This window comes from Marinobacter sp. 1-4A, assembly GCF_016597725.1.
GTDB lineage: Bacteria > Pseudomonadota > Gammaproteobacteria > Pseudomonadales > Oleiphilaceae > Marinobacter.
Genome location: NZ_VCGY01000003.1, coordinates 22,010 through 46,321, shown reverse-complemented (window position 1 = coordinate 46,321; position 24,312 = coordinate 22,010). Strand labels below are relative to the sequence as shown.

30 protein-coding genes are annotated in these 24,312 nt (G+C 52.8%); 15 read left to right on the top strand and 15 right to left on the bottom strand.

Annotated features, from left to right (window positions below):
• Positions 1-5 precede the first annotated feature (5 nt).
• Complete coding sequence (gene ppx / locus FE845_RS07275) at positions 6-1,487, bottom strand: exopolyphosphatase (RefSeq protein WP_227714216.1); 1,482 nt, start codon at positions 1,485-1,487, stop codon at positions 6-8.
• 256 nt (positions 1,488-1,743) lie between these two features.
• On the opposite strand from ppx, the gene trxA reads away from it, so the two are divergent.
• The 3 genes from trxA to FE845_RS07260 all read left to right on the top strand — a co-directional run bounded on the left by trxA (position 1,744) and on the right by FE845_RS07260 (position 3,688).
• Entirely contained in the window at positions 1,744-2,070 is a 327-nt protein-coding gene (gene trxA, locus FE845_RS07270; protein WP_008169901.1) for a thioredoxin TrxA, read from the top strand.
• Between the two features lie 71 nt (positions 2,071-2,141).
• Entirely contained in the window at positions 2,142-2,732 is a 591-nt protein-coding gene (gene mobA, locus FE845_RS07265) for a molybdenum cofactor guanylyltransferase MobA (protein ID WP_200362958.1), read from the top strand.
• 308 nt (positions 2,733-3,040) lie between these two features.
• Positions 3,041-3,688, top strand: a complete 648-nt coding sequence (locus FE845_RS07260; protein ID WP_200362956.1) for a DUF4377 domain-containing protein — start codon at positions 3,041-3,043, stop codon at positions 3,686-3,688.
• Between the two features lie 131 nt (positions 3,689-3,819).
• Here FE845_RS07260 and FE845_RS07255 read toward each other — a convergent pair whose 3' ends face one another.
• Genes FE845_RS07255 through moaB form a run of 4 tightly spaced genes read right to left on the bottom strand, consistent with a single transcriptional unit; the run spans position 3,820 to position 6,337 of the window.
• Positions 3,820-4,269, bottom strand: coding sequence for a molybdenum cofactor biosynthesis protein MoaE (locus FE845_RS07255; protein WP_200362954.1), 450 nt, complete (start codon positions 4,267-4,269; stop codon positions 3,820-3,822).
• A gap of 1 nt (position 4,270) precedes the next feature.
• Positions 4,271-4,531: a molybdopterin converting factor subunit 1 gene (gene moaD, locus FE845_RS07250; protein WP_200362951.1), complete on the bottom strand. Its 261-nt coding sequence runs from the start codon at positions 4,529-4,531 to the stop codon at positions 4,271-4,273.
• A gap of 1 nt (position 4,532) precedes the next feature.
• Positions 4,533-5,744, bottom strand: a complete 1,212-nt coding sequence (glp, locus tag FE845_RS07245) for a gephyrin-like molybdotransferase Glp (RefSeq protein WP_200362949.1) — start codon at positions 5,742-5,744, stop codon at positions 4,533-4,535.
• Between the two features lie 20 nt (positions 5,745-5,764).
• Positions 5,765-6,337, bottom strand: coding sequence for a molybdenum cofactor biosynthesis protein B (gene moaB, locus FE845_RS07240; protein ID WP_200362947.1), 573 nt, complete (start codon positions 6,335-6,337; stop codon positions 5,765-5,767).
• Positions 6,338-6,699: 362 nt separating this feature from the next.
• Here moaB and rho point away from each other — a divergent pair, with 362 nt between their 5' ends.
• The 4 genes from rho (at position 6,700) to FE845_RS07220 (ending at position 10,863) form a co-directional block, all read left to right on the top strand.
• Positions 6,700-7,962: a transcription termination factor Rho gene (gene rho, locus FE845_RS07235; RefSeq protein ID WP_200362945.1), complete on the top strand. Its 1,263-nt coding sequence runs from the start codon at positions 6,700-6,702 to the stop codon at positions 7,960-7,962.
• A 223-nt stretch (positions 7,963-8,185) separates the two neighbouring features.
• Positions 8,186-8,344, top strand: coding sequence for a hypothetical protein (locus tag FE845_RS07230; protein ID WP_200362943.1), 159 nt, complete (start codon positions 8,186-8,188; stop codon positions 8,342-8,344).
• Between the two features lie 25 nt (positions 8,345-8,369).
• Positions 8,370-9,857 carry a 4-hydroxy-3-polyprenylbenzoate decarboxylase gene (gene ubiD, locus FE845_RS07225; protein WP_200362941.1) on the top strand — a complete coding sequence of 496 codons (1,488 nt, stop codon included), beginning with the start codon at positions 8,370-8,372 and terminating at the stop codon, positions 9,855-9,857.
• Position 9,858: 1 nt separating this feature from the next.
• On the top strand, positions 9,859-10,863 hold the full coding sequence (locus tag FE845_RS07220; protein WP_200362939.1) for an FAD-binding oxidoreductase: 1,005 nt from the start codon (positions 9,859-9,861) through the stop codon (positions 10,861-10,863).
• Positions 10,864-10,906: 43 nt separating this feature from the next.
• Here the strand turns inward: FE845_RS07220 and FE845_RS07215 are convergent, their stop codons facing one another.
• The 7 genes from FE845_RS07215 to FE845_RS07185 all read right to left on the bottom strand — a co-directional run bounded on the left by FE845_RS07215 (position 10,907) and on the right by FE845_RS07185 (position 17,358).
• Entirely contained in the window at positions 10,907-12,148 is a 1,242-nt protein-coding gene (locus FE845_RS07215; RefSeq protein ID WP_200362937.1) for a heme biosynthesis HemY N-terminal domain-containing protein, read from the bottom strand.
• Complete coding sequence (locus FE845_RS07210; RefSeq protein ID WP_200362935.1) at positions 12,145-13,254, bottom strand: uroporphyrinogen-III C-methyltransferase; 1,110 nt, start codon at positions 13,252-13,254, stop codon at positions 12,145-12,147. Before FE845_RS07210 ends, FE845_RS07215 begins: the two co-directional genes overlap by 4 nt.
• An 8-nt stretch (positions 13,255-13,262) precedes the next feature.
• Entirely contained in the window at positions 13,263-14,075 is an 813-nt protein-coding gene (locus tag FE845_RS07205) for a uroporphyrinogen-III synthase (protein ID WP_200362933.1), read from the bottom strand.
• The gene (gene hemC / locus FE845_RS07200; RefSeq protein ID WP_200362931.1) at positions 14,056-14,997 is read right to left on the bottom strand and encodes a hydroxymethylbilane synthase; all 942 of its coding nucleotides are present in this window, start codon (positions 14,995-14,997) and stop codon (positions 14,056-14,058) included. The genes FE845_RS07205 and hemC overlap by 20 nt, the downstream gene beginning before the upstream one ends.
• A gap of 71 nt (positions 14,998-15,068) precedes the next feature.
• On the bottom strand, positions 15,069-15,836 hold the full coding sequence (locus tag FE845_RS07195; RefSeq protein WP_200362929.1) for a LytR/AlgR family response regulator transcription factor: 768 nt from the start codon (positions 15,834-15,836) through the stop codon (positions 15,069-15,071).
• Positions 15,833-16,849, bottom strand: coding sequence for a sensor histidine kinase (locus FE845_RS07190; protein WP_200362927.1), 1,017 nt, complete (start codon positions 16,847-16,849; stop codon positions 15,833-15,835). The genes FE845_RS07195 and FE845_RS07190 overlap by 4 nt, the downstream gene beginning before the upstream one ends.
• 278 nt (positions 16,850-17,127) lie before the next feature.
• Positions 17,128-17,358 carry a helix-turn-helix domain-containing protein gene (locus tag FE845_RS07185; RefSeq protein ID WP_200362925.1) on the bottom strand — a complete coding sequence of 77 codons (231 nt, stop codon included), beginning with the start codon at positions 17,356-17,358 and terminating at the stop codon, positions 17,128-17,130.
• Positions 17,359-17,473: 115 nt separating this feature from the next.
• Here FE845_RS07185 and FE845_RS07180 point away from each other — a divergent pair, with 115 nt between their 5' ends.
• From FE845_RS07180 to FE845_RS18800, 3 genes are read left to right on the top strand one after another with little or no spacing between them, the layout of a single operon-like run.
• Complete coding sequence (locus tag FE845_RS07180) at positions 17,474-18,025, top strand: hypothetical protein (RefSeq protein ID WP_200362923.1); 552 nt, start codon at positions 17,474-17,476, stop codon at positions 18,023-18,025.
• Positions 18,022-19,422 (top strand): DEAD/DEAH box helicase, encoded by a 1,401-nt coding sequence (locus FE845_RS07175; protein ID WP_200362921.1) that lies wholly within the window; start codon positions 18,022-18,024, stop codon positions 19,420-19,422. Before FE845_RS07180 ends, FE845_RS07175 begins: the two co-directional genes overlap by 4 nt.
• Positions 19,419-19,544: a hypothetical protein gene (locus FE845_RS18800; protein WP_265091999.1), complete on the top strand. Its 126-nt coding sequence runs from the start codon at positions 19,419-19,421 to the stop codon at positions 19,542-19,544. Before FE845_RS07175 ends, FE845_RS18800 begins: the two co-directional genes overlap by 4 nt.
• Positions 19,545-19,684: 140 nt before the next feature.
• On the opposite strand, the gene FE845_RS07170 is transcribed toward FE845_RS18800, so the two are convergent.
• Positions 19,685-20,269 (bottom strand): DNA-binding protein, encoded by a 585-nt coding sequence (locus tag FE845_RS07170; RefSeq protein WP_200362919.1) that lies wholly within the window; start codon positions 20,267-20,269, stop codon positions 19,685-19,687.
• Positions 20,270-20,537: 268 nt separating this feature from the next.
• On the opposite strand from FE845_RS07170, the gene FE845_RS07165 reads away from it, so the two are divergent.
• From FE845_RS07165 to FE845_RS07145, 5 genes are all read left to right on the top strand, one after another.
• Positions 20,538-20,936, top strand: coding sequence for a hypothetical protein (locus FE845_RS07165; RefSeq protein ID WP_200362917.1), 399 nt, complete (start codon positions 20,538-20,540; stop codon positions 20,934-20,936).
• A 104-nt stretch (positions 20,937-21,040) separates the two neighbouring features.
• Positions 21,041-21,718: a 3'-5' exonuclease gene (locus FE845_RS07160; RefSeq protein ID WP_200362915.1), complete on the top strand. Its 678-nt coding sequence runs from the start codon at positions 21,041-21,043 to the stop codon at positions 21,716-21,718.
• Positions 21,719-21,807: 89 nt separating this feature from the next.
• Positions 21,808-22,443: a metallophosphatase domain-containing protein gene (locus tag FE845_RS07155; RefSeq protein ID WP_200362912.1), complete on the top strand. Its 636-nt coding sequence runs from the start codon at positions 21,808-21,810 to the stop codon at positions 22,441-22,443.
• Positions 22,444-22,459: 16 nt separating this feature from the next.
• Positions 22,460-22,699: a hypothetical protein gene (locus FE845_RS07150; protein ID WP_200362910.1), complete on the top strand. Its 240-nt coding sequence runs from the start codon at positions 22,460-22,462 to the stop codon at positions 22,697-22,699.
• 10 nt (positions 22,700-22,709) lie between these two features.
• A complete protein-coding gene (locus tag FE845_RS07145; protein WP_200362908.1) occupies positions 22,710-23,192 on the top strand; it encodes a nucleotidyltransferase domain-containing protein in 483 nt (160 codons plus the stop codon).
• Positions 23,193-23,206: 14 nt separating this feature from the next.
• Here FE845_RS07145 and FE845_RS18575 read toward each other — a convergent pair whose 3' ends face one another.
• Together FE845_RS18575 and FE845_RS07135 are read right to left on the bottom strand one after the other, a co-directional pair.
• Positions 23,207-23,464 carry a hypothetical protein gene (locus FE845_RS18575; RefSeq protein ID WP_227714178.1) on the bottom strand — a complete coding sequence of 86 codons (258 nt, stop codon included), beginning with the start codon at positions 23,462-23,464 and terminating at the stop codon, positions 23,207-23,209.
• A gap of 170 nt (positions 23,465-23,634) precedes the next feature.
• Positions 23,635-23,883 carry a hypothetical protein gene (locus FE845_RS07135; protein WP_200362904.1) on the bottom strand — a complete coding sequence of 83 codons (249 nt, stop codon included), beginning with the start codon at positions 23,881-23,883 and terminating at the stop codon, positions 23,635-23,637.
• Positions 23,884-24,312: the final 429 nt, after the last annotated feature.

The following is a 24,312-nucleotide window of genomic DNA, read 5'->3' as shown; positions in this document are numbered from 1 at the left end:
CTCCGTCAGCCGCCAGCCAGCTCAAGCACAAAGTTTTGTTTGGCAAGGTAGTCTTGTTCATTCATCAGATCGGCATAGGTCAGAGGGCGCTCATCGAACCAGCCTTCCGGAAACGTCACTAAAAGGCCTTGCTCTCTAGGTTGGAGAGTGAAAGCCGGTGGCGGTTCCAGATTGCGGGAGTGCTGAATCAGTACGGCCAAACGTACCAGTATGCATAAGTGCCGCAGGCGCCCTAGGTCGCCGGGGTCGACGCCATCGAAAATGGATGAGCTGAATTTTCGCCGATGACCGCGCACTAAAATGGCCAGTTCCCGTTGCGCCTGCTGCGTAAAGCCAGCGAGATCAGAGTAGTGCAACAGGTAAGCACCGTGCTTGTGGTATTGGCTATGGGAAATTGCCAGGCCGATCTCGTGTAACCTGCAGGCCCAGCGCAGGGTCTCTTCGTCTGTAGATGTGTCCAGCCCCCAGTGTTCTGCGATTTGCTGCCAGGCTGCGACCGCCGTTGCCTCTACAGCTGCCCCGTGGTTTTGATCCGCCTGATACCGCTCCTGCAGCGCCGAAATACTGCGCTCACGCACATCCTCATGCTGAATTCGCCCGGCTATTCCGTATAGTAGGCCCTCTCGAAGTGCTCCGTCGGTATAGGTCAGTTCCTGAATGTTCAGAGACTGGAACGCCCCCATAAGAATGGCAAACCCGGCGGGGAAAATATTCTGTCGATCTGGCCGCAACCCCAACTCGCTTAGCTTCTCAACACTGCCCATATCCACAAGCCGTCGGCGTAGCTCCTCCATGGCACTCCAGGTAACGGTACCATCGGTGATTTTAAGTGTCGTCAAAACGTTGCAAATGGCCTTGATAGACCCGGATGCGCCTACCGAGCTTTCCCAACCTATAGAGCGAAAGCGCCGGCGAATGCCTAATAGCTCTTGCTCTGCGTGGGTAATGGCTTTGTCCATTTGTTTGCGGGTAATTCGGCCATCGGAAAAGTACCGGTTCCGAAAAGACACGCAGCCCATGTGCAGGCTTTCCAGCTCCTGTGGCTCAAATCGCTCGCCAATAATCAGCTCCGTGCTGCCTCCGCCTATGTCGATCACCAAACGCCGCCCGGCATCATCTGAGAGCGTGTGCGAGACGCCCAGATAGATCAATCGGGCCTCCTCCCGCCCGGCGATGATCTCCACCGGATAGCCCAGCACCTCTTCTGCCCGTGCGATAAACTGATTGGCATTGCGTGCCACCCTGAGCGCATTTGTACCTACAATCTGAACGCCCTCGGGAGGCGTACCGTTAAGGCGTTGGGCAAATCGCCGCAGGCAGTCCAAGCCCCGTTGCTGCGCCTCTTCTGTTAGATTATTTTCGGGGTCAAGGCCGTCGCCTAGCTGAACTTTTTCGCCCATTCTTTCCATGGTGCGGATTTCGCCCTGCACAAGTCTGGCCACAACCATGTGGAAACTGTTTGAGCCCATATCGATGGCCGCAAGCATATCCGGTGGCGTAGCTGCGATGTCGGCGGAAGAGGTGGCCGTCACGGTGATCTGAATCCTGTGGTAAGAATCTGCGCGTACTATAAGCCATAATCCCGGGATATGTCAGTCAATGCGCGGGTTTGACTCTAGTAGAAAGTCGACCGAATTGACCGGGATCAGAACATGGAGCAATCAAGCTGGTGGATCTACCGCTTCACATACGCGGGATCAATCGCGTAAAGTAGCAACCAAAGCACTAATCAGGAAAAACGAAATGAGCGGAAATATTGTAAACGTAACAGATGCCTCCTTCGAACAGGACGTACTTCAATCTGACGTTCCCGTACTGGTAGATTACTGGGCGGAGTGGTGCGGCCCCTGCAAGATGATCGCACCCGTACTCGAAGAAATCGCCGACGAATACGATGGCAAACTGAAAGTCTGCAAGCTCAACATTGACGAAAACGAGCAGACCCCGCCTAAATTCAACATCCGTGGTATTCCGACGTTGATGCTGTTCAAAAACGGCAACGTGGACGCCACTAAAGTAGGCGCACTGTCCAAATCCCAGCTAGCGGCCTTCTTGGACAGCAATCTCTGATTGCATCCTGAAAGCCTGAAAACCGCCCCTGGGCCCTGCTCTTGGGCGGTTTTTTTAGGCCTGAATTCACCATGACCGAAACAGCCTCCAAAAAAATCTGCGCCCTGCTACTCGCTGGCGGTGCAGGAACCCGCATGAACGGCAAAGACAAAGGCCTAATGCACTGGCACGACCGCCCCATGGCCCACTGGGTAGCAGAAGCCCTCAGCGCTGTGACCACGCCACTACTCATCAGCGCCAACCGATCCCTAAAAGACTACCGCCTGCTCGGCCACGTACTGCAAGACGCCCCGGATCTAAAAGGCCAAGGCCCCCTAGCGGGCCTACTAGCGGGCCTAACTGAAGCCCAAAAACAAGGCTTCGACGCCGTACTCGTATGCCCCTGCGATACCCCGGGTATACAACCAGAAGTATTCCGGCAATTAACAGACGCGTGGCACGAACAGCCTGAATACCCCGTTATCGCCCAATGCGCCGGAAGATCCCACCCCTTGCACGGTGTTTACCCGGTATCACTTATTAACCTGCTGGAAACCCAGCTACGAGACGACAACCGAAGGGTAATGGTATTCGCTGAAACTGCAGGCGCGAGAACTCTGGATTGCCCAGATGCCGAGGAAACGTTCCAAAATCGAAACCGGCCAGAAGACTTGATGGGTTAAAGGTGAGGTTCGGCCTTCCAATTTTTGCTCAATACTTATGATGGCCGCCTGCGCCGAATAGGCCCGCGAACCAATGAGCCTGAAACTCGGAGCCAGTAATTACGTCACTTCCAAAACCGAACGGATGGCTGGCAGAAGGTTGGGTTATACGGGTATTTGCACCTCACCTGTGACCGGAATGAGAGTGTTGTCATTAGTATACTTAGTGAATGGCCCCGCCTGCTTTACTCTGCTAGCATTCTGTTTTGGAAGCTAAAAAATAAAGCGTCGAAGCAGATTTGGGTTCCAAGTAATTCGTGGTTTTATTGGTGGATGATGATTTTAAAAGGGATTTTATGAAAGCATATAGTTTTTTTCTGAGCCTTTTTATCATGCTTCCTCTTGCGGGATGTAATGATGGATCTAGTAGTGAGAGCTCGAGTGCAGACCCTGTCGACGGTGGAAACCACATAGTTTGGGAGGTGGATAACCACAAGTCCGTGGTTGGGGAGGCTTTTTTTGACACATTGCGTCTTAGAGTCAGAGAGCCCGGAGCTAGTGACTGGAAGGTGGGGTACCATATCTCCAACTTTGACTATGAATGGGGTTATAACTACACGGTGAAGGTGAAAACCGTCAAGGTTGATCCGTCACTGGCGGACGCGCCATCTGTAGACTATCACTTGGTTGAGGTTCTCGATAAGCAGCGTGCTCAGGAGGGGGTATATTTTAACATCGAAGTGGGTGAGCCTCAGTGGCTGGTTAAAACCGATGTTGAGCAGGTTTATGAAGTTTACGGTGAAAAGTTCAGTTGTGAGCTGGCAATGTGTGAAGCTATTGACTCTTTAATGCAGCAGGAACTCTCTGTAGACCTTATGTTTACTCATTCGACAGATTCCTCTGTTCCTCTTATCGCGAAGCAAATTAATTGTAGCGCTCCGTGGGAGACTTTTGGGGAAGAGTGTTTTGCTGAATAACAGAGTGTCTGGCGTCGGGGAAGGTGCATACCTATCTCTTGCTCGGCGAGCTTCCAGAGCACGAAACTCACCGATTTATTAGTGTTTTCGGGGGGCGTTCTGCACTAAAACTCTGGCAGTCCAGCGCCGAGCTAGTTCTCCCAAACCTCCCCCCGAGCAACATCCGAAGCCTTCTGCTCCACCCAATGCTCCCCAGCCTCCGAAAGCTCCTTCTTCCAAAACGGCGCCGACGTCTTCAAAGCGTCCATAATAAATTCGCAAGCCGCGAACGCATCTCCTCGATGGGCACTGCAAACACCCACAAACACGATTTGCTCTTGCAACAGCAACCGCCCAACTCGATGAATCACCCGCGCCTTGCGTACATCCCAGCGCCGCGAAGCCTCCTCAATCAGCCCCGCAATTACCTGCTCCGTCATTCCCGGATAATGCTCTAAAAACAACCCGGATACGTCTTGAGTATCGCCGTTATCCCGCACCAGCCCAGTAAACGTAGCAATAGCCCCCGTACCGGCACCGCTATCCCGCAGGGCCGCATACTCAACACCTGAATCAAAATCCTCAGATTGAATACTGATCATATTAGCCCCCTGTTACCGGTGGGAAAAAAGCCACTTCATCACCAGCCTTAACCGGCGTGGCAGGCTTCGCCATCGCCTGATTAATCGCAATCATTACCGGCTGACCGCCTTGCAGTTGCGCCCAAGGGCCGCCGCGGCTAGCGAGCTCAGCCAGCAAGTCACCGGCGGTCTGATCCTTTTCTGCCGGCAAGGTGAGTTGCTCCGTACCCAGCTCCTCCCGGAGGCGGGCAAAAAAACGAACAGTCAGGATTTGGTCAGTCATATCAACTCAACAGCTCTGTGAATGGGTAATAGGTTATCAGATCACCCTCTGCAACCATCGCACGCTCTGGAACAACCGCTAACCCCCCGGCCCAACAGGCAGAACTCAGAACACCAGAGCTCTGATTGGGGTAGGCGGTGACCTGAATCTTACCGTCGACAGACTCTGTGCGGGCACGCAAAAACTCCCTGCGCACCGAAGGGGAGGTGACATTCAACGCAGCAGGCACTTGTTGCCCCACAGGATGAACCTGAGTACGCCCCTGACAAGTGCGTATGTAAGGCATGCCCACAACCAAGAACGTAACCAACACTGCCGCCGGGTTGCCAGGTAAGCCAAGCACCGGTGTGCCTTGTATTGAGCCGAACGCCAACGGCTTGCCGGGCTTGATCGCCATACGCCAAAGAGTCAGCTCACCGGACTCTTCCAATACCGCCCGAACGTGGTCTTCCTCGCCTACAGAGACGCCCCCGCTGGTAATGATCAAGTCTGACAGTGCTGCCGCGCGCTCTAGTGTCTCCCGGGTAACAGAGCGAGTGTCTCGAAGGGTCTCGCACAGCACCACCTCACAGCCAGCCTCGGCCAGAAGACCAAGCAGAGTGAAGCGGTTGGTATTATAAATCTGCCCCGGGCCCAACGGATTGCCGGGATCGACCAACTCATCACCGGTGGACAGAATCGCAACCCGGAGCTTTTGCACCACAGTAACGTCGGCTACGCCCATAGACGCCAAAAGGCCCATTTCCTGAGCCCTAACTTTTGTGCCTTTTGGAAGCGCAAGGCTGCCTTCGGCAAGATCTTGGCCACGTCTGCGGATATTTTGATCGGCTTTTACTTCAGCGTTAATCAGAATGCCCTTTTCAGTAACATCCACTCGCTCTTGCATAACCACCGTGTCGGCGCCCTCGGGAACCTCGGAGCCTGTAAAAATGCGCGCAGCCGTACCGGGCTTCAACGGGCCGGGGGCGGAGCCAGCAGGGATACGGTCTGATACCGACAGAGTTTGACCCGGCGCATAATCCATAGCGCGCAGGGCGTAGCCATCTACCGCGCTATTATCTGCCGGTGGTACATCAGCAGGCACTGTGTAATCTTGTGCGAGAATGCGCCCCAGGCTTTCAGTGAGCGGCAAGCGCTCATTTTCTGTTACCACCGGGGCCCCGTCCAGAAGGTGGGCAATAGCCTCTTCAACCGGTGTCAGATTGGCTGCCATGTCTTTCTCCGTATTCAGAATTAACGTTCGGCGCGAGTGCCAATAACCTGCTGCAGGCGCTCTATAGCGCGCTCTGGCTTACGGCCGACCAGTGCTGAAAAATTGCAAGGGCCATGGCGGCTGTCGAGTTGCGTCTTCAAAATGCCATTCCATCCCGTACGGCATGCTCCGGTGGAGCCGGGCAAGCAGAAGATAGCGGTATGATTGGCAAGGCCACCAAAGGCTCGGGACTGAATGGTTGATGTGCCGATCTCGGCAGCTGACTGTCGGCGGAACTCCTCACCAAACCCTTCAATCGTTTTGTCCAGCAGAGGTGTGACGGCTTCTGGTGTACTGTCGCGTTCGTGGAAGCCCGTGCCGCCCGTAATGATCACTGCATGAACATCCGGATCTGCAATCCAGACCGACATGGCCGCGCGCACTAAGTAGACATCGTCCGGGAGAATGCGCCTTGAAATCAGCGTATGTCCGGCTTCTAGTACGCTGTCTTCAAGAAATTGACCGGAGGAGTCCTCGTTCGGGCCCCGGGTGTCGGAAATCGTAAGGATGGCGATATTGAGAGGTTTGAGTTCGCTGGTGCTTTCACTGCTCATGGGCGGGCTCCGAAAATCACAGAAAAATTCTATGCACCAGTATCCTTATCAGAGGTAGGGAATGGAAGGGAGTAACCCATCAGGGGGAGGTCAGAAGCCTCGCTTGTAGGCGTTTCAACCGAAAAGTTAGCTCTATTTTCGCTGCTGCACTTGACATTGGCCAGCAAGGTAGCAGATTATCGGTCTTGCCCTACGAACGATTATACCCACTCTACTGGCTTCTGTTATTTTCCGGATTACATCCGCACCGGTTGCTCCATCTGGCCAGCATCTGTTTTGACAACGAATTTTATAATCTGTTCAGGGGCACCCCTGTCATACCAACTTCCGTTTAATTCCATTCCTGAAAAATCTAATAACCTATGAATCTTACTGAACTCAAGCAGAACTCCATGCCCGAATTGCTCGACATCGCGCAAGAGATGGGCCTCGATAACCTGGCACGTTCGCGTAAACAGGATGTTATCTTCACCATACTGAAGAAACATGCCAAAAGCGGCGAAGACATTTACGGCGACGGCGTACTGGAGATTCTGCAGGATGGTTTCGGCTTCCTCCGCTCCGCAGACGCCTCCTACTTGGCCGGGCCAGACGACATTTACGTTTCCCCCAGCCAAATTCGCCGGTTTAACTTGCGTACCGGTGATACGGTTGCTGGCAAGATTCGCCCGCCGAAAGACGGCGAGCGCTATTTTGCCCTGCTGAAAGTCGCAGAGATTAACTTCGACAAGCCGGATAACGCCCGCAACAAAATCCTGTTTGAAAACCTGACTCCGCTGTTTCCCGATGAGCGCATGGCGCTTGAAACAGGCAACGGCAGCACGGAAGACTTGTCTTCCCGTGTGTTGGATCTGGTTGCACCTATCGGTAAGGGTCAGCGTGGTTTGATTGTATCGCCACCTAAGGCTGGTAAAACCCTGCTGATGCAGAGCATTGCGCAGTCTATTACGCGCAATCATCCGGAGTGCCACATCATCGTTCTGTTGATTGATGAGCGTCCGGAAGAGGTCACTGAAATGCAGCGCACCGTGCGCGGCGAAGTGATTGCCTCCACCTTTGATGAGCCGCCTGCGCGTCACGTTCAGGTTGCTGAAATGGTCATCGAGAAGGCCAAGCGTTTGGTTGAGCATAAGAAAGATGTGGTTATCTTGCTGGATTCCATTACTCGTCTTGCTCGTGCTTACAACACGGTGATTCCATCTTCGGGCAAGGTGCTGACCGGTGGTGTGGATGCCCACGCGTTGGAAAAGCCTAAGCGCTTCTTTGGTGCGGCCCGTAATGTAGAAGAGGGTGGCAGCTTGACCATTCTTGCGACGGCTCTGGTGAGCACGGGTTCCAAAATGGACGAAGTGATCTACGAAGAGTTCAAGGGCACAGGTAACATGGAAATCCACCTTGATCGCAAAATTGCGGAGAAGCGTGTGTATCCTGCCATCAATATTCGTAGCTCGGGCACGCGCCGTGAAGATTTGCTGATGACAGAAGCGGATATTCAGCGTGTGTGGATTCTGCGTAAGTTGTTGCACTCCATGGACGACGATACTGCGGCCATCGAGTTCTTGCTGGACAAGCTGAAAGACACCAAGACCAACGATGAGTTCTTCCAGTCGATGAAGCGCCGTTAAGAAGTTGAGTCTATGCGCCTCTGGGATGTTGAGTTTGGCCGTACCGGGGACACCCTCCCCGGACACGCCGTGAATACGTCCATGTAGGCTTGGTCTTACCATCCTTGGCAAGACGCAGTCCGGGGAGGGTGTCCCCGGTACGGCCGATCAGATTTTGGGCGCGCGCCTTTATTGGATTACGGTTTAGCTTTTGTGCTTTTGCCTTGAGTTAACTGGTGATTTCGTGAACGCGGTGAGGGCCTGCTTTCCCAGACTGTATCTTGCCATGGATGGCAAGACCAAGCCCCCCATGGATGGGTTCACGGCGTGTCTGGGAAAGCAGGCCCTCATTGCGTTCTGGCACCGGGCAAGAAGTCTGGAAGGCGGCGAACTCCGTATTTAGAATCTAACCGGAAACGGAGCCAACGATGAAATACAACGATCTGCGGGACTTCATTGACCAGTTGGAAAAACTGGGCGAGCTGAAACGCATCTCAGTCGAAGTAGACCCCCATTTGGAAATGACCGAAATCTGCGACCGCACACTGCGGGCAGGTGGGCCTGCGTTGTTGTTTGAAAACCCGAAAGGCTACGACATGCCCGTGCTTGCCAACCTGTTTGGCACCACCAGAAGAGTCGCCTTGGGCATGGGGCAGGAAAACGTAACCGCGCTTCGGGATATCGGCAAGCTGTTGGCTTACCTCAAGGAGCCGGATCCCCCTAAAGGCTTCAAAGACGCTATCGAGAAGTTGCCATTGCTTAGGCAAGTTATGCGTATGAGCCCAAAAGTGCTCAGGTCTGCGCCTTGTCAGGATGTGGTGATTGAAAAAGACAATGTCGATCTGTACCAGATACCCGTACAGCACTGCTGGCCGGGAGACGCCGGGCCGCTGGTAACCTGGCCTCTGGTGATTACCCGCGGTCCCCACAAAGAACGACAGAATCTCGGGATCTATCGGCAGCAGGTGATTGGCCGCAATCGGCTGATCATGCGCTGGCTGAGCCACCGTGGTGGCGCGTTGGATTTTCAAGAGTTCCAGAAACAGAATCCAGGCAAACCCTACCCCGTTGCAGTCGCCCTCGGCGCCGACCCGGCCACGATTCTTGGTGCCGTAACGCCAGTGCCCGATTCGCTCTCCGAGTATGCGTTTGCAGGCTTGCTGAGGGGCAGCCGCACCGAGCTTGTAAAGTGTGGGCTCAGTGATTTACAGGTTCCGGCCAGTGCAGAGATTGTTTTGGAGGGGTTTATTTACCCCGACGATCACGCGCCGGAAGGCCCGTTTGGAGATCACACAGGTTATTACAACGAAGTGGACGAGTTCCCGGTGTTCACTGTTGAGCGGATTACCCACCGCAAAGACCCGATTTATCACAGCACCTACACCGGCAGGCCACCGGATGAACCTGCCATTCTGGGAGTCGCGCTGAACGAGGTGTTTATTCCCATCTTGCAGAAGCAGTTCCCTGAAATTGTGGACTTTTATCTTCCGCCGGAAGGCTGTTCGTACCGCATGGCAGTAGTAACCATGAAGAAGCAGTACCCCGGCCATGCGAAGCGCGTGATGATGGGTGTATGGTCGTTTTTGCGTCAGTTTATGTACACCAAGTTCGTTATTGTGACGGATGACGATGTGAATGCCCGCAATTGGGAAGATGTAATCTGGGCTATTACCACCCGTATGGATCCGGCCCGAGATACTCTGTTGGTGGAAAATACGCCTATTGATTATTTGGACTTTGCCTCGCCTGTTTCTAGTCTTGGTTCCAAAATGGGTATGGATGCCACCAATAAATGGCCGGGTGAAACGACCCGCGAGTGGGGCGAGCCGATTGCTATGACAGACACTGTAAAACAGCGAGTGGATGAGCTCTGGGGCAGTCTGGGCATTGAAACCCCGGTTAATCGCCCCGACTGATATGGATAGCAGTCGTTGGCAGGTTTGCCTTGAGCCGTCCGGGATTCGCTACGTGACGGCCGCTGATAAGGATTTGCTGAGCGCTGCAGCAGGTGCAGGCGTTGCTGTTCCATCTGCCTGCAAAAATGGCGTATGCGAGCTCTGTGAAGCGCGTTTGCTCAGCGGCTCTGCTTTGAACACCCGAAACCAACAAACGATTCCGGTCGGCGCTCGGCTGATGATGTGTAGAACCGCAGCGCTCGATCACCTTGAACTGGAGATAAGTGCCGTTATGGCCGCAGGAAATAACCAGCCCCGCAAGTTTCAGGCAAACGTGGTGGATGTGAGTTCTATCAATCACGATGTATATCGGGTGGAGCTTCAGTTACCACGGCGACGGGAGTTGTCTTTTCATGCTGGTCAATATTTGTCAGTTAACCTTCCGGACGCTGAGCCTTGCTATTTTTCCATTGCCAGTAGCCCTGCAGAGCAAAATCTGGAACTGCATATTCAGGCTTCTCCCGAATGGGTGTCGGCGCAAAAGGTTATTGATGCGCTAAAATCTGGCCAAACAGTCAGTTTGGAGCTGCCCCATGGCAAGGCATGTTTGGACTGCGCCCCGGATAAGCCATTGCTATTGGTTGCAGCAGGCACCGGATTTGCGCAAATGAAAAGCTTGGTGGATTATTTGCAAGGTACATCTTTTTCCCAGCCGGTGAAACTGTATTGGGGCGTGCGCCGCCATGAGGACATGTATCTCAGATCTATGGCTCGGCAGTGGGAGAACGATTGGCCGGAATTCAGTTTTCAGCCGGTTGTAGGTGACGATGATGACAGTGAATGGAGTGGTCACCACGATCAACTCGTGCGGGTTGTGCTAGCCTCAGGCATGGATTTGAATAACGTGGATGTGCACGCCAGTGGGTCGCCAACCATGGTATACACGCTGATGGATGCCTTGGTGGAGGCAGGGCTGCCACCCGAGGCGTTCTTTTCCGATGTGTTGGAGTATGCACCTCGTAATTGAGGTGCTGTTCCCGACTTTAAAGAGAAATCGCCGTATTGGTGGGCTAGGCTCTGGGCATGGGCAGCTTAGGAAGCCCATTATCAGTTGCTAATCCCTGCATCATAAGTTTGATGCTTAGCTCTTCTTCGCCCATGTGAGCACTTAAACGGCTTAGCTCTGCTAGAGCTTCCCGGCTGCGGCGTAACTTCAAGCTTGTTTCGAAATACTCCCGGGCTTTGCCCCACAGCTCATTTCTTAGGCTAAGGCGTCCCAGCGCTAATAGTAGCTCTGCATTATTGGGGCGGTCTTTTAGCCACTGTTCAGCGGTGAGAAGCTGTTCATCCGGTTTGCGGCCTTCTATGCGGCCATACAGATTAACCAATTCATCGCTCCAATGGCTTTGTAAAACCTTGCGCAGCAACGTTTCGGTCTGGGCTTCATCGCCAAGACTGGCCAGTTGGTGTGCATAGTCACCAATGGTTTTCTCATCTTTACGCAAAAAGCTCGGTAGCTCGTCCCAAAGGCGGGTGAGCGGTTCTAAAGATGCGTTGGCATCGTCCTTTTGCTGGCGCCGACAGTCCTCGGCGGCTTTCTCCAGCAGGTTGTGCCATACCAGACGCTCCAACTCGCTGAGTTCGGATTCTGGCATCACACTGCGTTTACGCAACTCTGGCAAGAGCTTTGAAAGCTCGCGCCAATCCTCTAGGCGAAGGTAAGTATTTTTCAGAAGTTTGAGTACAAAAGGATGATGCGGTGATTGCTTGCGCAAGCGCACCAGCGTTGCCAACGCCTGCTCCAGACGGTTGCCAGAAAGCTGCAGCTGAGCCTGAGTAATACCCACGGCCATATCCGACCCGGGCGTGCTCTCATACGCTTTTCTCAACAGTTCATCGACAGCCTCGTGGTCGCTGCACTCAAAAGCTGCCTGAGCTGCTGCTAAGTAGTTGATGAGAGGTGTGTCTGCGTGGCCAGCTGCCGAGGTAAGCATTTTGCGGGCTCTTGGCCAGTTACCTTCCGCCAATGCCAGTAAGCCCTTAGTGGTTCGGCGGCGGGCGCGACGCTCCTTGCTGCGGGATAACCAGTTGGCCACCAGTCCGGTGCCTTCTCGCATGCGGCGGAGCATGTTGATCGTGAACACAATGAGTGCAACCACAACGACAATGAGGGCAAGCCCCACCCAGAAATTGGTTTCTACCAGATACTTGCCGAGGCTGATGCGAATGTACCCCAGATCATACTGCAGACCGAGGGAGAGCGCGGTGCCGATAAGCAGGGCGAACAGAACGATCAGAAGCAGGCGGATCATGAATCGCGGCCTCCATTTGCTTCGCTGTTGCCGTTGCTATTGCTGAGACGGCCTGAAAGTCGCTCTTTGAGCAGATCCAGAGATTTGCTGATATCAGGTAGGTCTGGAGCGACGTTACGGGTGCTCAGTTCACCAAGGGTTTTAGTGAGGGCGCTTACCCGTGGGTTGCTTGCATCGTACCAGTCTTCAACCGCAGCTTGCGCTTTGACGAGGGCTCGCTCATACAATGGTTGGTTGCCCCTGAGCACTGCCATTTCGGCTTCTTCGAGCATCAGTTGCAGGTTTAGGCGAGCATAGGCGCTTTGGTCCGGCGACAGAAGCGGTTTTACCGACTCGTCAAGGCGACGAACGACAACGACCTGCATCAAGGTAGACTTGAACTTTCTCCAGCCTCTTATCAGCATGCCCGGCTCACCGCCTTCTTCGGCTTCTGCTCCGGGCTGTGAATGACCGACAAACCCGGGCGCCTGTTCACTAATAAGAGCTTGATCGGTAAGCTGGTGTACGCTGTCGATGGCGGCTTCAAGAGTAAGGTAAAGTCCGGTTCTGTCGACGCTACTAATACCTTTAAGCGATAGGATCTCGCGCGCGAGCTGCTGGCGTACCGGGTAGACGCCGATGTCGTCCGATTCAGTCAGTACGTCGTCTGCGGCTTCAAGGGCAGACAAAGCTCCACGAATGTCTTTCTCTATCATTAAGCGCTGGTTCGCAATGCGTAGCAGGTATTCCGCCTCTGCCAACAACCAGTCGGTGCGAGTGCGGTTACCAGCTTCAAGCAGCTCGCGGGCATTGTGATCGATTTGCCGCTGCTGGGTAGCAATCAGCTCGCGTTGGGACGCCAGCTTATCTTCCAGAGCTTGCAAGCGTTGGCTCTGCTGCCCACCCCTGTCGCCATACAGGCTTTCGAGTTGCGCGGTATCCTGTTGTAGGCTTTTCAGCGCCTGCGCTGTCGTTTGGTGTCCGTTCCATTGTTGCCAGTTCCACAACGCCAGTACGGCAACACTGATCAATGCAATGATGGAGATAACCCAGACTGGCCAGACTTTCTGCCGTGTGGGTTGTTCTTTGGCAATCGGTGCGGGTAATTGTTTTGTTGTTTCAGTCACGGGCGTCCTTACTTAGCTCTTCCGGTGCCACCGTCGCGGCCGGTCAACTGTTCTGCTACGGCGGCCACAATGTCGTTGTCGGCAAGGCTTACTGGTATACACGGAGCATTGAATCCCGCTGCACGGGCCTGATCGGCAATACGCCGGGCGGGTACAATAACGGGGCTATCGTATAGATTATGGCTGCAATTCGAACATAGTGCGATGAGATTGTTCAGGGTTTCTCCGGAGAGCGCAATAATGGCGTCCGGTGCAAACTCTTCCAGTGCATTGTGGATCTGTGCGGGTGTGTAGTTTGGACAGAATCTGCGATAAAGCGGCATCACAGTGACGCGTGCACCGCGCGCCTCAAGCGTTTTCCGGGTTAGCTCCCGGCCTTCCTCGCCTCTGGCAACCAGAACACGCTCTCCTTCAAAATGCGCCAAAGAGGGCAAATTGAGCAAGGCTTCACTGGTCCAGCCTTCATCTGGTTTGCGGGGATTCAACCCATACTCTGCAAGAGCTTTGGCTGTGCCAGCCCCCACGCCATACCAGTTTAGCCCAACAGGTAGTTGAGGCCACCAGGTATCGAGTTCGTCTAGCAAAAGGCGGGCTGCGTATGGGCTAACAGCAATGACGTGGGAAAATTCATCAAGGCTAAGGAGAGTGCTGCGCCGTTCCGGAGTTTCGGAGAGGGGCTCTCTCTCAACCAACGGAAACACATGCACTTCAGCACCGACAGCTTGGAACTGCCGAGCCAACCGGGACGCTTCCGGCTCTGGCCGACATATCAGAACGCGTCGGCCAGCCAGACTGCAGGAATCAGCGGGGAGTGTGACCATAAATTTCAGCCAGCACTTTGTCTGCGCCCAATGCTAAAAGGTCTTCTGCCAGTTCACGGCCCAAGCGCTCGCCTTCAGCACGGGGTGCCCGGCCTTCAACCCGGAGTATTTGAGTGCCATCAACGGCACCAACCAATCCACGCAGCCACAGTGTGTCGTCGTCTTCCAGCAGCGCATAAGCAGCGATAGGCACTTGGCAGCCACCTTCAAGGCGACGGTTAAGAGCTCTTTCAGCTTTTACCCGATCGGCTGTGTCCGCATGGTTCAGCGGCTCAAGCATCGCCCGAAGCTCGTCATCATTGAGCCGACATTCGATACCAAGGGCACCTTGACCCACGGCGGGTAGAGATACGGTGTCTGGCATGGAGTAACGAATCCGGTCATGAAAGCCCAGACGCTTTAAGCCAGAGCTGGCTAGCACAATGGCGTCGTAATCGCCGGCGTCCAACTTTGCCAGACGGGTATTAACATTGCCCCGTAGCACTCGAATTTCCAGATCGGGTCTGTAAGCCCGGAGCTGGGATTCCCTGCGCAGGCTGGCGGTGCCAACTATTGCGCCTTGGGGAAGGGCGTCAACGTTAGCGTATTGGTTGCTAACGAAGGCGTCGGTCGGGTCGTCCCGTTCACAGATTGCAACCAGCCCCAGACCCTCGGGGAAGGCCATGGGCACATCCTTCATCGAGTGCACGGCGAGGTCTGCGCGGCCATCAAGCATGGCCTCTTCCAGCTCTTTCACAAACAGGCCTTTGCCGCCGATCTTGGCGAGTGGCACATCAAGGATTTTATCGCCCTGAGTTTTGATCTTTACCAGCTCAACAACCACGTTGTCGTGGAGCCGTTCCAACTCGGCCTTGATAAATTCTGCCTGCCACAGCGCCAAGGCACTGCTGCGGGTTGCGACACGAAGGGTTCGTTTAGACATGATGCTCACTGTCGATTCTGAAAAATGTTCGCCAAGGTTACCCTGTGGCGCCGAAAAAGTCCCGTGGGACCCTAGCTTTGCAGACCCTGAAGCCATTGGCGCACGTTGCTGGAGTGTCGGCGGCTTACTGGTAGTTCGCCCAGATCATCTCTTAGTTGCAATAGATTGTGGCCATCCGGTGTTCGGCGCAAAGCCTGTATGAAGCGCACACCCACTAGCGTGTTGCGGTGAATCCTAAGCAGCTGGCTTGGGTAAGCGCTTTCCAGTTCTTTCAAGGTGTAGTCGGAAACGGTCTCACCACGGGAATGGTGAATGGTCACGTATTTTTGATCGGCCTGACAATAGCGGATCCCGGCTATATCAATCAGCTCGGTACCCCTGTGGGTACGCACTGCCAGTTGCTCTTCTTCGGCTGTTTCACGATTCGTGTTATTCCCCGCGATGCTGGCGGAAAGCGTTTGTATTTGTACCCGATTGACCCGACCGGCGCGGCCCAGCGCCTCAGCAAGTGCGTCCTTGCGCACAGGTTTGAGCAGGTAGGCCACGGCTTGCACATCGAATGCTTGAATGGCGTAGTTGTCGTAAGCGGTGCAGAAAATAATCGCTGGTGGATTGTTGAGTTGGCTCAGATTTGCGGCGGCCTCCATTCCATCCATACCGGGCATTCGTATATCCAGCAATAGAATGTCTGGGTGCAGCTCGGCAACTTTCGCAAGTGTCGCCTCACCATCACCGGCTTCACCGCATACCTGATATTCCGGCATGCTCTCGACCAAGCGCCTGAGACGTTGCCGGGCCAAAGGCTCATCATCAGCGATGAGTATCTTCTGTTTAGTCATGAGTGCTGTATGGTTTTTGGCAGCCTTAAGGTCACCGTGTAAACCTCTCCCTGATGGCTGTGTTTCAAAACGGAAGCCTCTCCAAACAGTGCGTGCAGTCGTGCCTGAATGTTGCTCAAGGCCATGCGGTTACCCTTGTGCTGGTCGCAATCGTCTTTGGGTTTGGGGTTTTGTACCAATAAATACACAAAGTTACCGCGCTCTTCTGCTTCGATGCGTACGATGCCGCCCTCCGGTCGTGGCTGTATGCCGTGATACACCGCATTCTCAACCAGTGGCTGAAGCGTTAGAGGAGGAATTGCCTGGCGCTCCAAGCCGTCGGCAATATGCCATTCCAGTTTCAGGCGCGGGCCAAGGCGCAGAGACTCAATGGCAAGATAGCGTTTGCAGAGATCTAGCTCCTTTGCGAGCGGGATAAGCCGGTCGCCGGTGCGTAAGCTGGCGCGAAAGAGCTCGGATAAGTCCAGAACAGCGTCTTCTGCCAACTCGGGGTCTGTGGCGATAAGGCTGGCGATGGTGTTCATGCTGTTGAATAAAAAGTGCGGTTGTATGCGCGCTTGCAGCGCTGTTAGGTGCGCTTGCATTTCTGCTTCTCGCTGCTGTTGCCATTGGTGCTGCAAATAGAAATAACGCAGTACCATCAGAACAATAAGTAGCGCCAGAAGTAGCTTCTTGGCAATAGCTTGCCAGCCGATGATACCCGGTTGCGGATGTAAAACACTGTCGGCGAACAGACTGAATGCCAGCACATCCAATAGCACGATAAAAGCAATGGCAAGGGTAGCCCGGGCTACAGACAGCTTGGCTAGCCGCGAGCGCAAAAGGCAGATCAGCGCGGCGCTGGTAAGGGTCGTCCACTGCACAAATAATGACAGGAGCGCGAAATAGTTCCAGTCAATCCAGCCGTCGCTTGCCTGAACAATGGCCAGTACCAGCACCATTAATTCGCTGGTGATGAGCAGCATAAATACAGAGCGCACCCGACACAGATCCGGCACAAAAAAATCCCGCATCACGACGGCTTTGGATCTGTTTAGATGGGTCTCTTTTCTCCGAATCAGAATGTTATACTCCCGCAACGTTCAATGTACCCAGTTCCCGCCAGATAATGCCGGGCTGTCAGCAGGAAATATAGACCATGTTTTGTACTCATAAAACTGTAACCACCACTTTAAGTCTTGTCTGATAAATGTGGACTAACGTTCGTCTATTGCTTTCTGATCAGCTGAAAGGGCATTAGGTTTGTTGGCTAAGTGTGATTGGTTGAACCTTCATAAATGTTGTAACAGCCTCATTTATTCAATGGTGGTTTATTGGGTACGAGATCACTCGGCGCACATTGTAGTTGTTCAGCTAGTAAATAAATCTTTTCGATTGTGATGTTAACTTCCCCTCGCTCAACCTTTCCCAGATAGCTTCTATCGACCCCTGCTTCATGCGCCAATCGCTCTTGTGAAAACCCCTTCGATTTTCGAATAGCCCGCAGATTCTGGCCAAACGCCTCACAAATTGGTGAGCCCATATCTTGCCCTTACAAAAAGCAAGACTATGGTTTCTTGAGGCATAACAGGCCACGGCATATACTACCCATTTTTCAGGGTCGACCAACTCGACCCAAAGACCAACTGGGCCTTCGGATGGAAAAGTCACAGTCACTGCAAGTCGACAACACACTGATCGAACTATTGCGAAAGCAAGCAGGCACCCCTTTCTCTACTACCGATATTCGGGATCTCTACATCCTTCAAATTCCTGAAGGGCAGCGACCGGGTCGCAATCAACTCCGTAAGCATGTCTATAGAGAACTTCTGCGACTTGAATTGGCCAGGGTGATTGAACGGCATGGCGGATCCACAGGCCGTGGGTGCAAATTTATCTTCTGTCCAGAACATTCAAGTGTTGAGATCGAGACCAGGCCCTCGCCGTTCGAAACCAGTGACCCTCATGTTGAGTCACCGATGGATGTTAAGACACAGCGAGCGCTGCAAGAAGAGCTCTCTCAAAGGCGAATCGAGCTTGTCGCCAGCATTGGTGAAGCGGAAGAATACCAACGACTTTATAACAAATACCCAGCGCTTCGAGGGGCCGTGAAGGAGCAATATCTGGAGTCTCGAGAGAAGAGCACGAAACTCCTGGGTCAACTGCGCGCTGTCGAGTCCGTGATCACAAAAATTGGCTTTCCCTCATGATGCAGTTGCGCGCGTGGCAGAGTGAGTGCATTACTCAGGCTCTGAGATCTTTTGAACGCCAGTCCCACTTTCTATGTCATGCGACACCCGCGGCCGGGAAAACCGTAATGGTCGCATCTGTAGCTAAGGCACTCTTCGAACGCGGCGACATCGATTTTGTCGTATGTTTTTCACCCTCTAGGGCGGTAGCACAAAGTGTCGCCAAAACTTTTAGCCAGATCCTCGGGAAAAGCTTCAACGGACAAATTGGTGCTGCTGGTGGGTCCTACACCTATCAGTCGATGAGTACGCTCCCCAGTGAGCTTTGGCGAGTGTTGAGCGACCATCGAGTCCTCGTAGTATTGGATGAGATCCATCATTGCTCTGGCAGTAGCTGGGACGAATTCTCTATTGGGAACAGTTGGGGGAGGATCATTCTCGATAGAATTCAGGGAAAGGCATCCTTCACAATCGCTCTATCCGGAACGCCCTGGAGAACGGACGACAATCCTATCGTTCTCGCTCGATATACCCAACCGGACGGCGAGCTGCATTCTGACTACGAATATGGTCTGCAACGGGCTGTTATCGACGGAGTGTGCCGAGCTCCAAATATCGTGCTCACTGACAATCGAGAGATCCACCTGAATTCATCTGAACTCGGCCTTAAAACCTATTCCAGTATCCGAGACACTATCAAGCAGGGTCATATTTCTTACCCCGATTTTCTTTTTCGGGACGAGGTGATCGACCACACTCTTTCTGAGGCATCGAAAAAGCTATCAGAGATTCGGCATGAGGTACCTAATGCAGCTGGGTTGGTCGTAGCAGCGACGGTGGCACACGCAGGGCAGATTGCGGACAGACTTTCAGCGCTAGGCGAGAGACCTGTCGTTGTCACTTGTCGCACTCCGGAAGCTCACCAAATAATCAACAACTTCAGGACCTCCTCTGATCGATGGATCATTTCTGTAGGGATGATTAGTGAAGGAACTGACATCCCTCGACTCCAAGTGTGTTGTCACCTCAGTAGAATTCGGACCGAACTGCATTTTCGGCAGGTTCTCGGCAGAATTCTCCGGCGCCAAGCGGGCGAGCCTCCTGAAGTTGGAGGCTGGCTCTACGTACTTGCAGAATCGAGCCTGACAGAATTCGCACGCAGAATTAATGACGACCTTCCAGAGCAAAACGTGGTTTCGTTTTCATCGAGATCGTCAAAGCAAAATGCGGATGACGCTTCGGAGTATGCGGTTGTCGCTGAAGACGATGAGGCTACCGACTGGGGCTTCAGTATCGATGCGACTGGCGCATGGCTCTCTGGATCTGGACAAACAGGGCAAAAGGAAACAACTGAGCTTTCTATGAGTAATCATTATTGGAGTGAAATTCTGTCCCTGTTCGAGGATCGGATCGTGTGATCCTTTGCTCAGAAATTATTGCCGTCAATACCTATTATGTTCAGGAGTTCGCTGGTCAGGACGACCTGAACTCACCGCCGGCATGGATGCCAGGCGAGCGCGACACCTGCATAGTGGTGTGACACGCCAGGGAGAGGCCTGGCTTCGATTTGCCCTGAAGATACCACCTGCACTTTTCCTCTGTAACGCAATTTCATCCAGAAATCGTAAAGCCCAATCGGCGATCTTCCCCGACCACCTCCACTCAGATGTGGAACAGTGGTCAACCATTCTTTCCTTTGCTTTCAAGCGCAAGAATTCGCTTCATTAACTCTTCATACGTTGAGTTTTCTCTGAGCTGCCTTACCTCAGCCTCTAAGGTAATTGCTTGTCGCTCAAACTGATAACGAGCCTTGTCCACTTGCTTTAACTCTACCGCCGATTCTTGAAGCCGCTGCGTAGTCTCTGCCAGTCGTTGCTCCAGCTCTTCAATGATGGTGCTAGCATCCAGAATCTCGGCTTCCATTTCTGAGCGCAGTTGTTTGAGCTCGCGGGAGGTCTCTGAAACCTGCCTTTGCGCTGCCTTCAATGCACCTTCATAGAGTTGAACCGTTAGCGGTCTAACTTGTTCTATGAGATTGTTTTCAAGCTCGGTAACTAGATCCTCTAGCTCGGCAGGTAAGCGTAGATCAGCATTCTTGTTCGCTTTCCCTTTACTGGCGTATTCGTCCCAGACAGACTTCAGGCGTTTGGGGTCTCCCGCGCCAAGAATACGGCGAAGCCCATATCCGGTAATGTTCTTGCCAGTAGTTTGCAGCTTTTTACCTGCATCAATAATCTCTTGATTCGCAATTTCAGCTGGCCGCATTATGAATTCTCCAAAAATAATCACTCTGATTATAGATAAAAAGAAAGAAACAAAGAAAGAAAGGAATGAAAGGAAAGAAGAGCATCAAGGTTTATTCCGTTAAAAAGCTTGCTCCGGTAGCTACAGCGTTTCAGTATTAATCGTATTGGTAAAACTGAATTGGCTCAGAAAGACACTCGGGGTTGGAATGGTGCTTGGTCGCAAATTGGGAACATCATTCTGTTGCGAGCCATCGAAATTATCGATTGAGTTGGGAGGCGAACATTGTATGGATGACCTACTTTTCCTAGGTGCCGAACGGTTCCAGAATCTGGTTGAGAATGTGGGCGGGTTCGCATCGACTGGGTGGGTGACGCAACTGCTAGAGACCAGCAAAGAGGTCGTCAGAAAGCGCGTACAGCAAAACACGCTGATTGCTCGACGCACGGCTGCGGGAGAGCTAAGCTTTCCTCGGTTTCAGTTTGATGAACCCAACGGACAAGTACTTGCAGGGCTTCAAGCTGTTCTGCTTGAAACATCGTCCTGGGCGCCAGAAGAACTTATCCTGTTTTTGTTGGTGAGATATAACCCAGAGCATACCGACGATACGCCACTCAAAATGCTGAAACGAGGCGAACTAGATAGCGTTTTGCATCTTATCTCGGTTCATCTAGAGCAAAGGCCGTAAGATTTTGAGAATTCGATATCGGGTGGACATTCAGGAGCAAACCGGAATTATTACCCTATTGGAAGCTAAAGAGGTTTTTGACTGGGTTAGGAGCTGATCATCGTATGGATAACCGTCCTCTGTTGATTGTCGATCTGGAGGCAACGTGTTGGGAGAACCGAACAACTCCAACCGGCGAACCCCAGAATACCGAAAATATGGAAATCATCGAGTTTGGCTGCGCCCTCTCCGACCGAAATGGCAAATTGCTGGATAGCCAGTCATTTCTGGTAAGACCAACGGTGAACACAAAACTAAGCGAATTCTGTACATCGCTAACCAGCATTACTCAATCTATGGTTGACGCCGCTCCAACGTTTTTAGAAGCGTGTCGGATGAGCGATGCGTGGCTGGGGCAACCTCATGACGACTTTATCTGGTGCAGTTGGGGCAACTACGACCGCCTCCACATCCAGGCTTCTGGCCAGGAGTACGGATGCGCCCCGGTTTTCATGCGCTTCCCGCACCTGAATCTAAAGCGGATATGGCGCCAAACGACAGGGCAAAAAAGGAAGAGCGGAATGATTCATGCTCTGGCATTTCACGGTCTAACAGTCGAGGGACACCACCATCGCGGCGTCGATGATGCCCGTAATATGGTTCGATTAATGCCGTATATGAACTGGGCTCTGGAAAAAGAGCTATTGATGTGTGATATGGCGGCAGACGATCGGGACCTGGTCGCGATTGTGAAAGACAGAGACGCAGAGCCAAGCATTCGAATCGACCTGAATGAACTGTAGGCATTTGCTCGCGTTTAGAACACACGAGGTGGAGCTTTTTCTGTAAGGAAAGTGCAACCTAGATCGGCAGTTATTTTTGGAGAATGGTCTTGAGACTCGTTTGTATTTCTGACACCCACAGCCTGCATCATCGAATTCCTGAGATTCCAGAAGGTGATGTATTAATCCATTCTGGCGACTGCCTCGGCGCGGGTACCTTGGAGAATGTCGAAAACCTCAATGACTGGCTAGGTACCCTACCCCATCGCCACAAGATTTTGATTGCCGGCAACCATGACTGGGTATTTCAGGAAGCGCCGGAGTTGGCGAGGGATGCACTGACAAATGCCACCTATCTTGAGGATAGCGGCGTTGAAATCGAGGGTGTTCGATTCTGGGGCTCCCCCTGGACACCAACATTTTTAGACTGGGCGTTCATGCTGGATCGCGGTCAGGCTCTCCACAATCACTGGGAGCAAATTCCTGAAAACACCGATGTGCTCATTACTCACGGCCCGCCAAAGGGCATTGGAGATGAGGTACAAATGGGATTCCGATGCCAGAATGTTGGGTGCGAAGACCTGCTCTATCGAATCAGGCAATTGTCGCTGAAAGCGCATATTTTCGGCCACATTCACGAAGGATACGGAGAGTATCTTCTGGGCAAGGCTCGGTTGGTTAACGCCAGTACCTGCACCGCTCGATATGAGCCTACAAACCCACCGATAGTGTTAGATATTGAATGATACTGGGGGCCCAACGATGACCGTGGAAGAACTGATAGAACAGCTGAAATCGTTGCCACCGCACTCGCCTGTGCTTGTAGAGGGTTACGAATCGGGCTATGGCGACATTGTTGCGCTGGAGTCTCAGGAGGTGTGCCGGTATCGCAATGCTCAGGAATGGGACGGCGAATACAGAGCCCGAGGTGATTTTTCTGGGAAAGAAAGCAAGACTGAGTCCGCAGTGGTGATTATTAGCCGCCGCGGACGATTGAGATAGGAAAGGGCTTATGACCAAACGGAAATCTTATACGCTCAGTGAATTGGTTGCCCAGTGTGATCCTGATGCTCCCGTTTCTCAGGACATGATCGACTGGGAATACTCCGCTGCGGTAGGCCTTGAGCAACCGGTTATGGGTAACCAACTTGATCTTCGAGAAGCCGTTCTGAAATTTGCAGAACTGCTTTCAACAGAATTCGATGTCGTCCGCTTAGTGCTATACGGCAGCGGGGCTCGTTGTGATTACAGCGCAGAAAGCGATACCAACGTGGCCGTCTTGTTATGCGGAGAGAGAGAAGGGCTCGAACAATTTGTTGAGATGAAGCTTGCCTTAGCGAGTCTGGCGTATGATATCTTACTAGACACGACTGTCCGTATTCGGCCATATCCGGTTTGGGAAGCCGAATGGCTAGATCCTGAGGGATCACGGGCTGTTGACCCAAGCCTTTTGAGATGCATTGCTCGTGAGGGCATCACCCTTTGGCAATCTTAGTCTGGACAGCGTGTTTACCAACTGCGCTTGGTTTCTAGCCATGCCCGTATGGCAGGCCCGTGTTTTAGTAGGTCGGATTGCTCCCACTCTTTCACCCACCCCAAAATACGACTGAGATCTACGGCGTCATCAATATCTGACGGCTGCACGTTTGGTACCACTTGATTGCTCAGTTCAATGTGGTTGTACAACATGTCAAAAACGGCTCGCTCGTAACTGGCACAGATACAGATCGGTGCCTCAAGGCCCCATTTGTCCATGAGTTCGGACAAATCAACGAGCTCTTGATCACCAAAAAAAGACGATGTGTCTGGGTAGTGTTGGCCTGCGATGAGCCACCTATCAGGTGATCCAGCCGAATGCCAAAAGGGCTTGTGAGTCCGCCCCGGATGAAAGAGGCAAAGAGCGGTCATCCCAGTGATGTAGGGAGCGGCCATTGCCCTTATTCTTTATCTGAGGTCGGTGATGGCTGATCTCGATCTTCCACGAAATCGTCACTCACTCCTTCGCCAGTATCAAAGTAATCATCCCAAACAGGATCTGTCGGTCGATCATAGCGCTTAACCGATCCCCTGAGTCGTTCCAGTGGAGTTAGTTCCTGTGGGAGAGGTTCAGCCACTTCATCGGCATGGGCGCCCCTGGCGTCGAGGCCGTCGAGAAGTTCTTTTTCAGTCATTCGCTTGATAGACATAAACCGCACTCCTTCACTGCGTTGATGACACGGTTACTCCCAATGTAACAGGTATTCACCCTCGGCAATCATTCAGGAATGCGCGCATCCAGCCATTCTCTGCCGGTCGCGGCTCAAGCTTGTAGATTTTCACAATCCGAAAGAAGCGAGCGACATAACCGCACTGGCCCTTCGGCGGTAACCATTCGTTGGGCCCTTTCGCTCCTTTGCTGCGATTCAAACTGGATTATACGAATATGAAATATGCGATTTTCGTTGCTGAGTGAGTGAGTTTAGTTGATATACGTAGCCTTAGAAAAATAAGTCGACAACATATTTGCAACAACAAATTTCTTAGGGTTGCTGCTTGAGCAATGCTAGCCAGCCAGCAACATTTTTCTAATCTAGCGTCGCCTTACGATTGCCTATTAGCGATGAGCACTGAAGTCA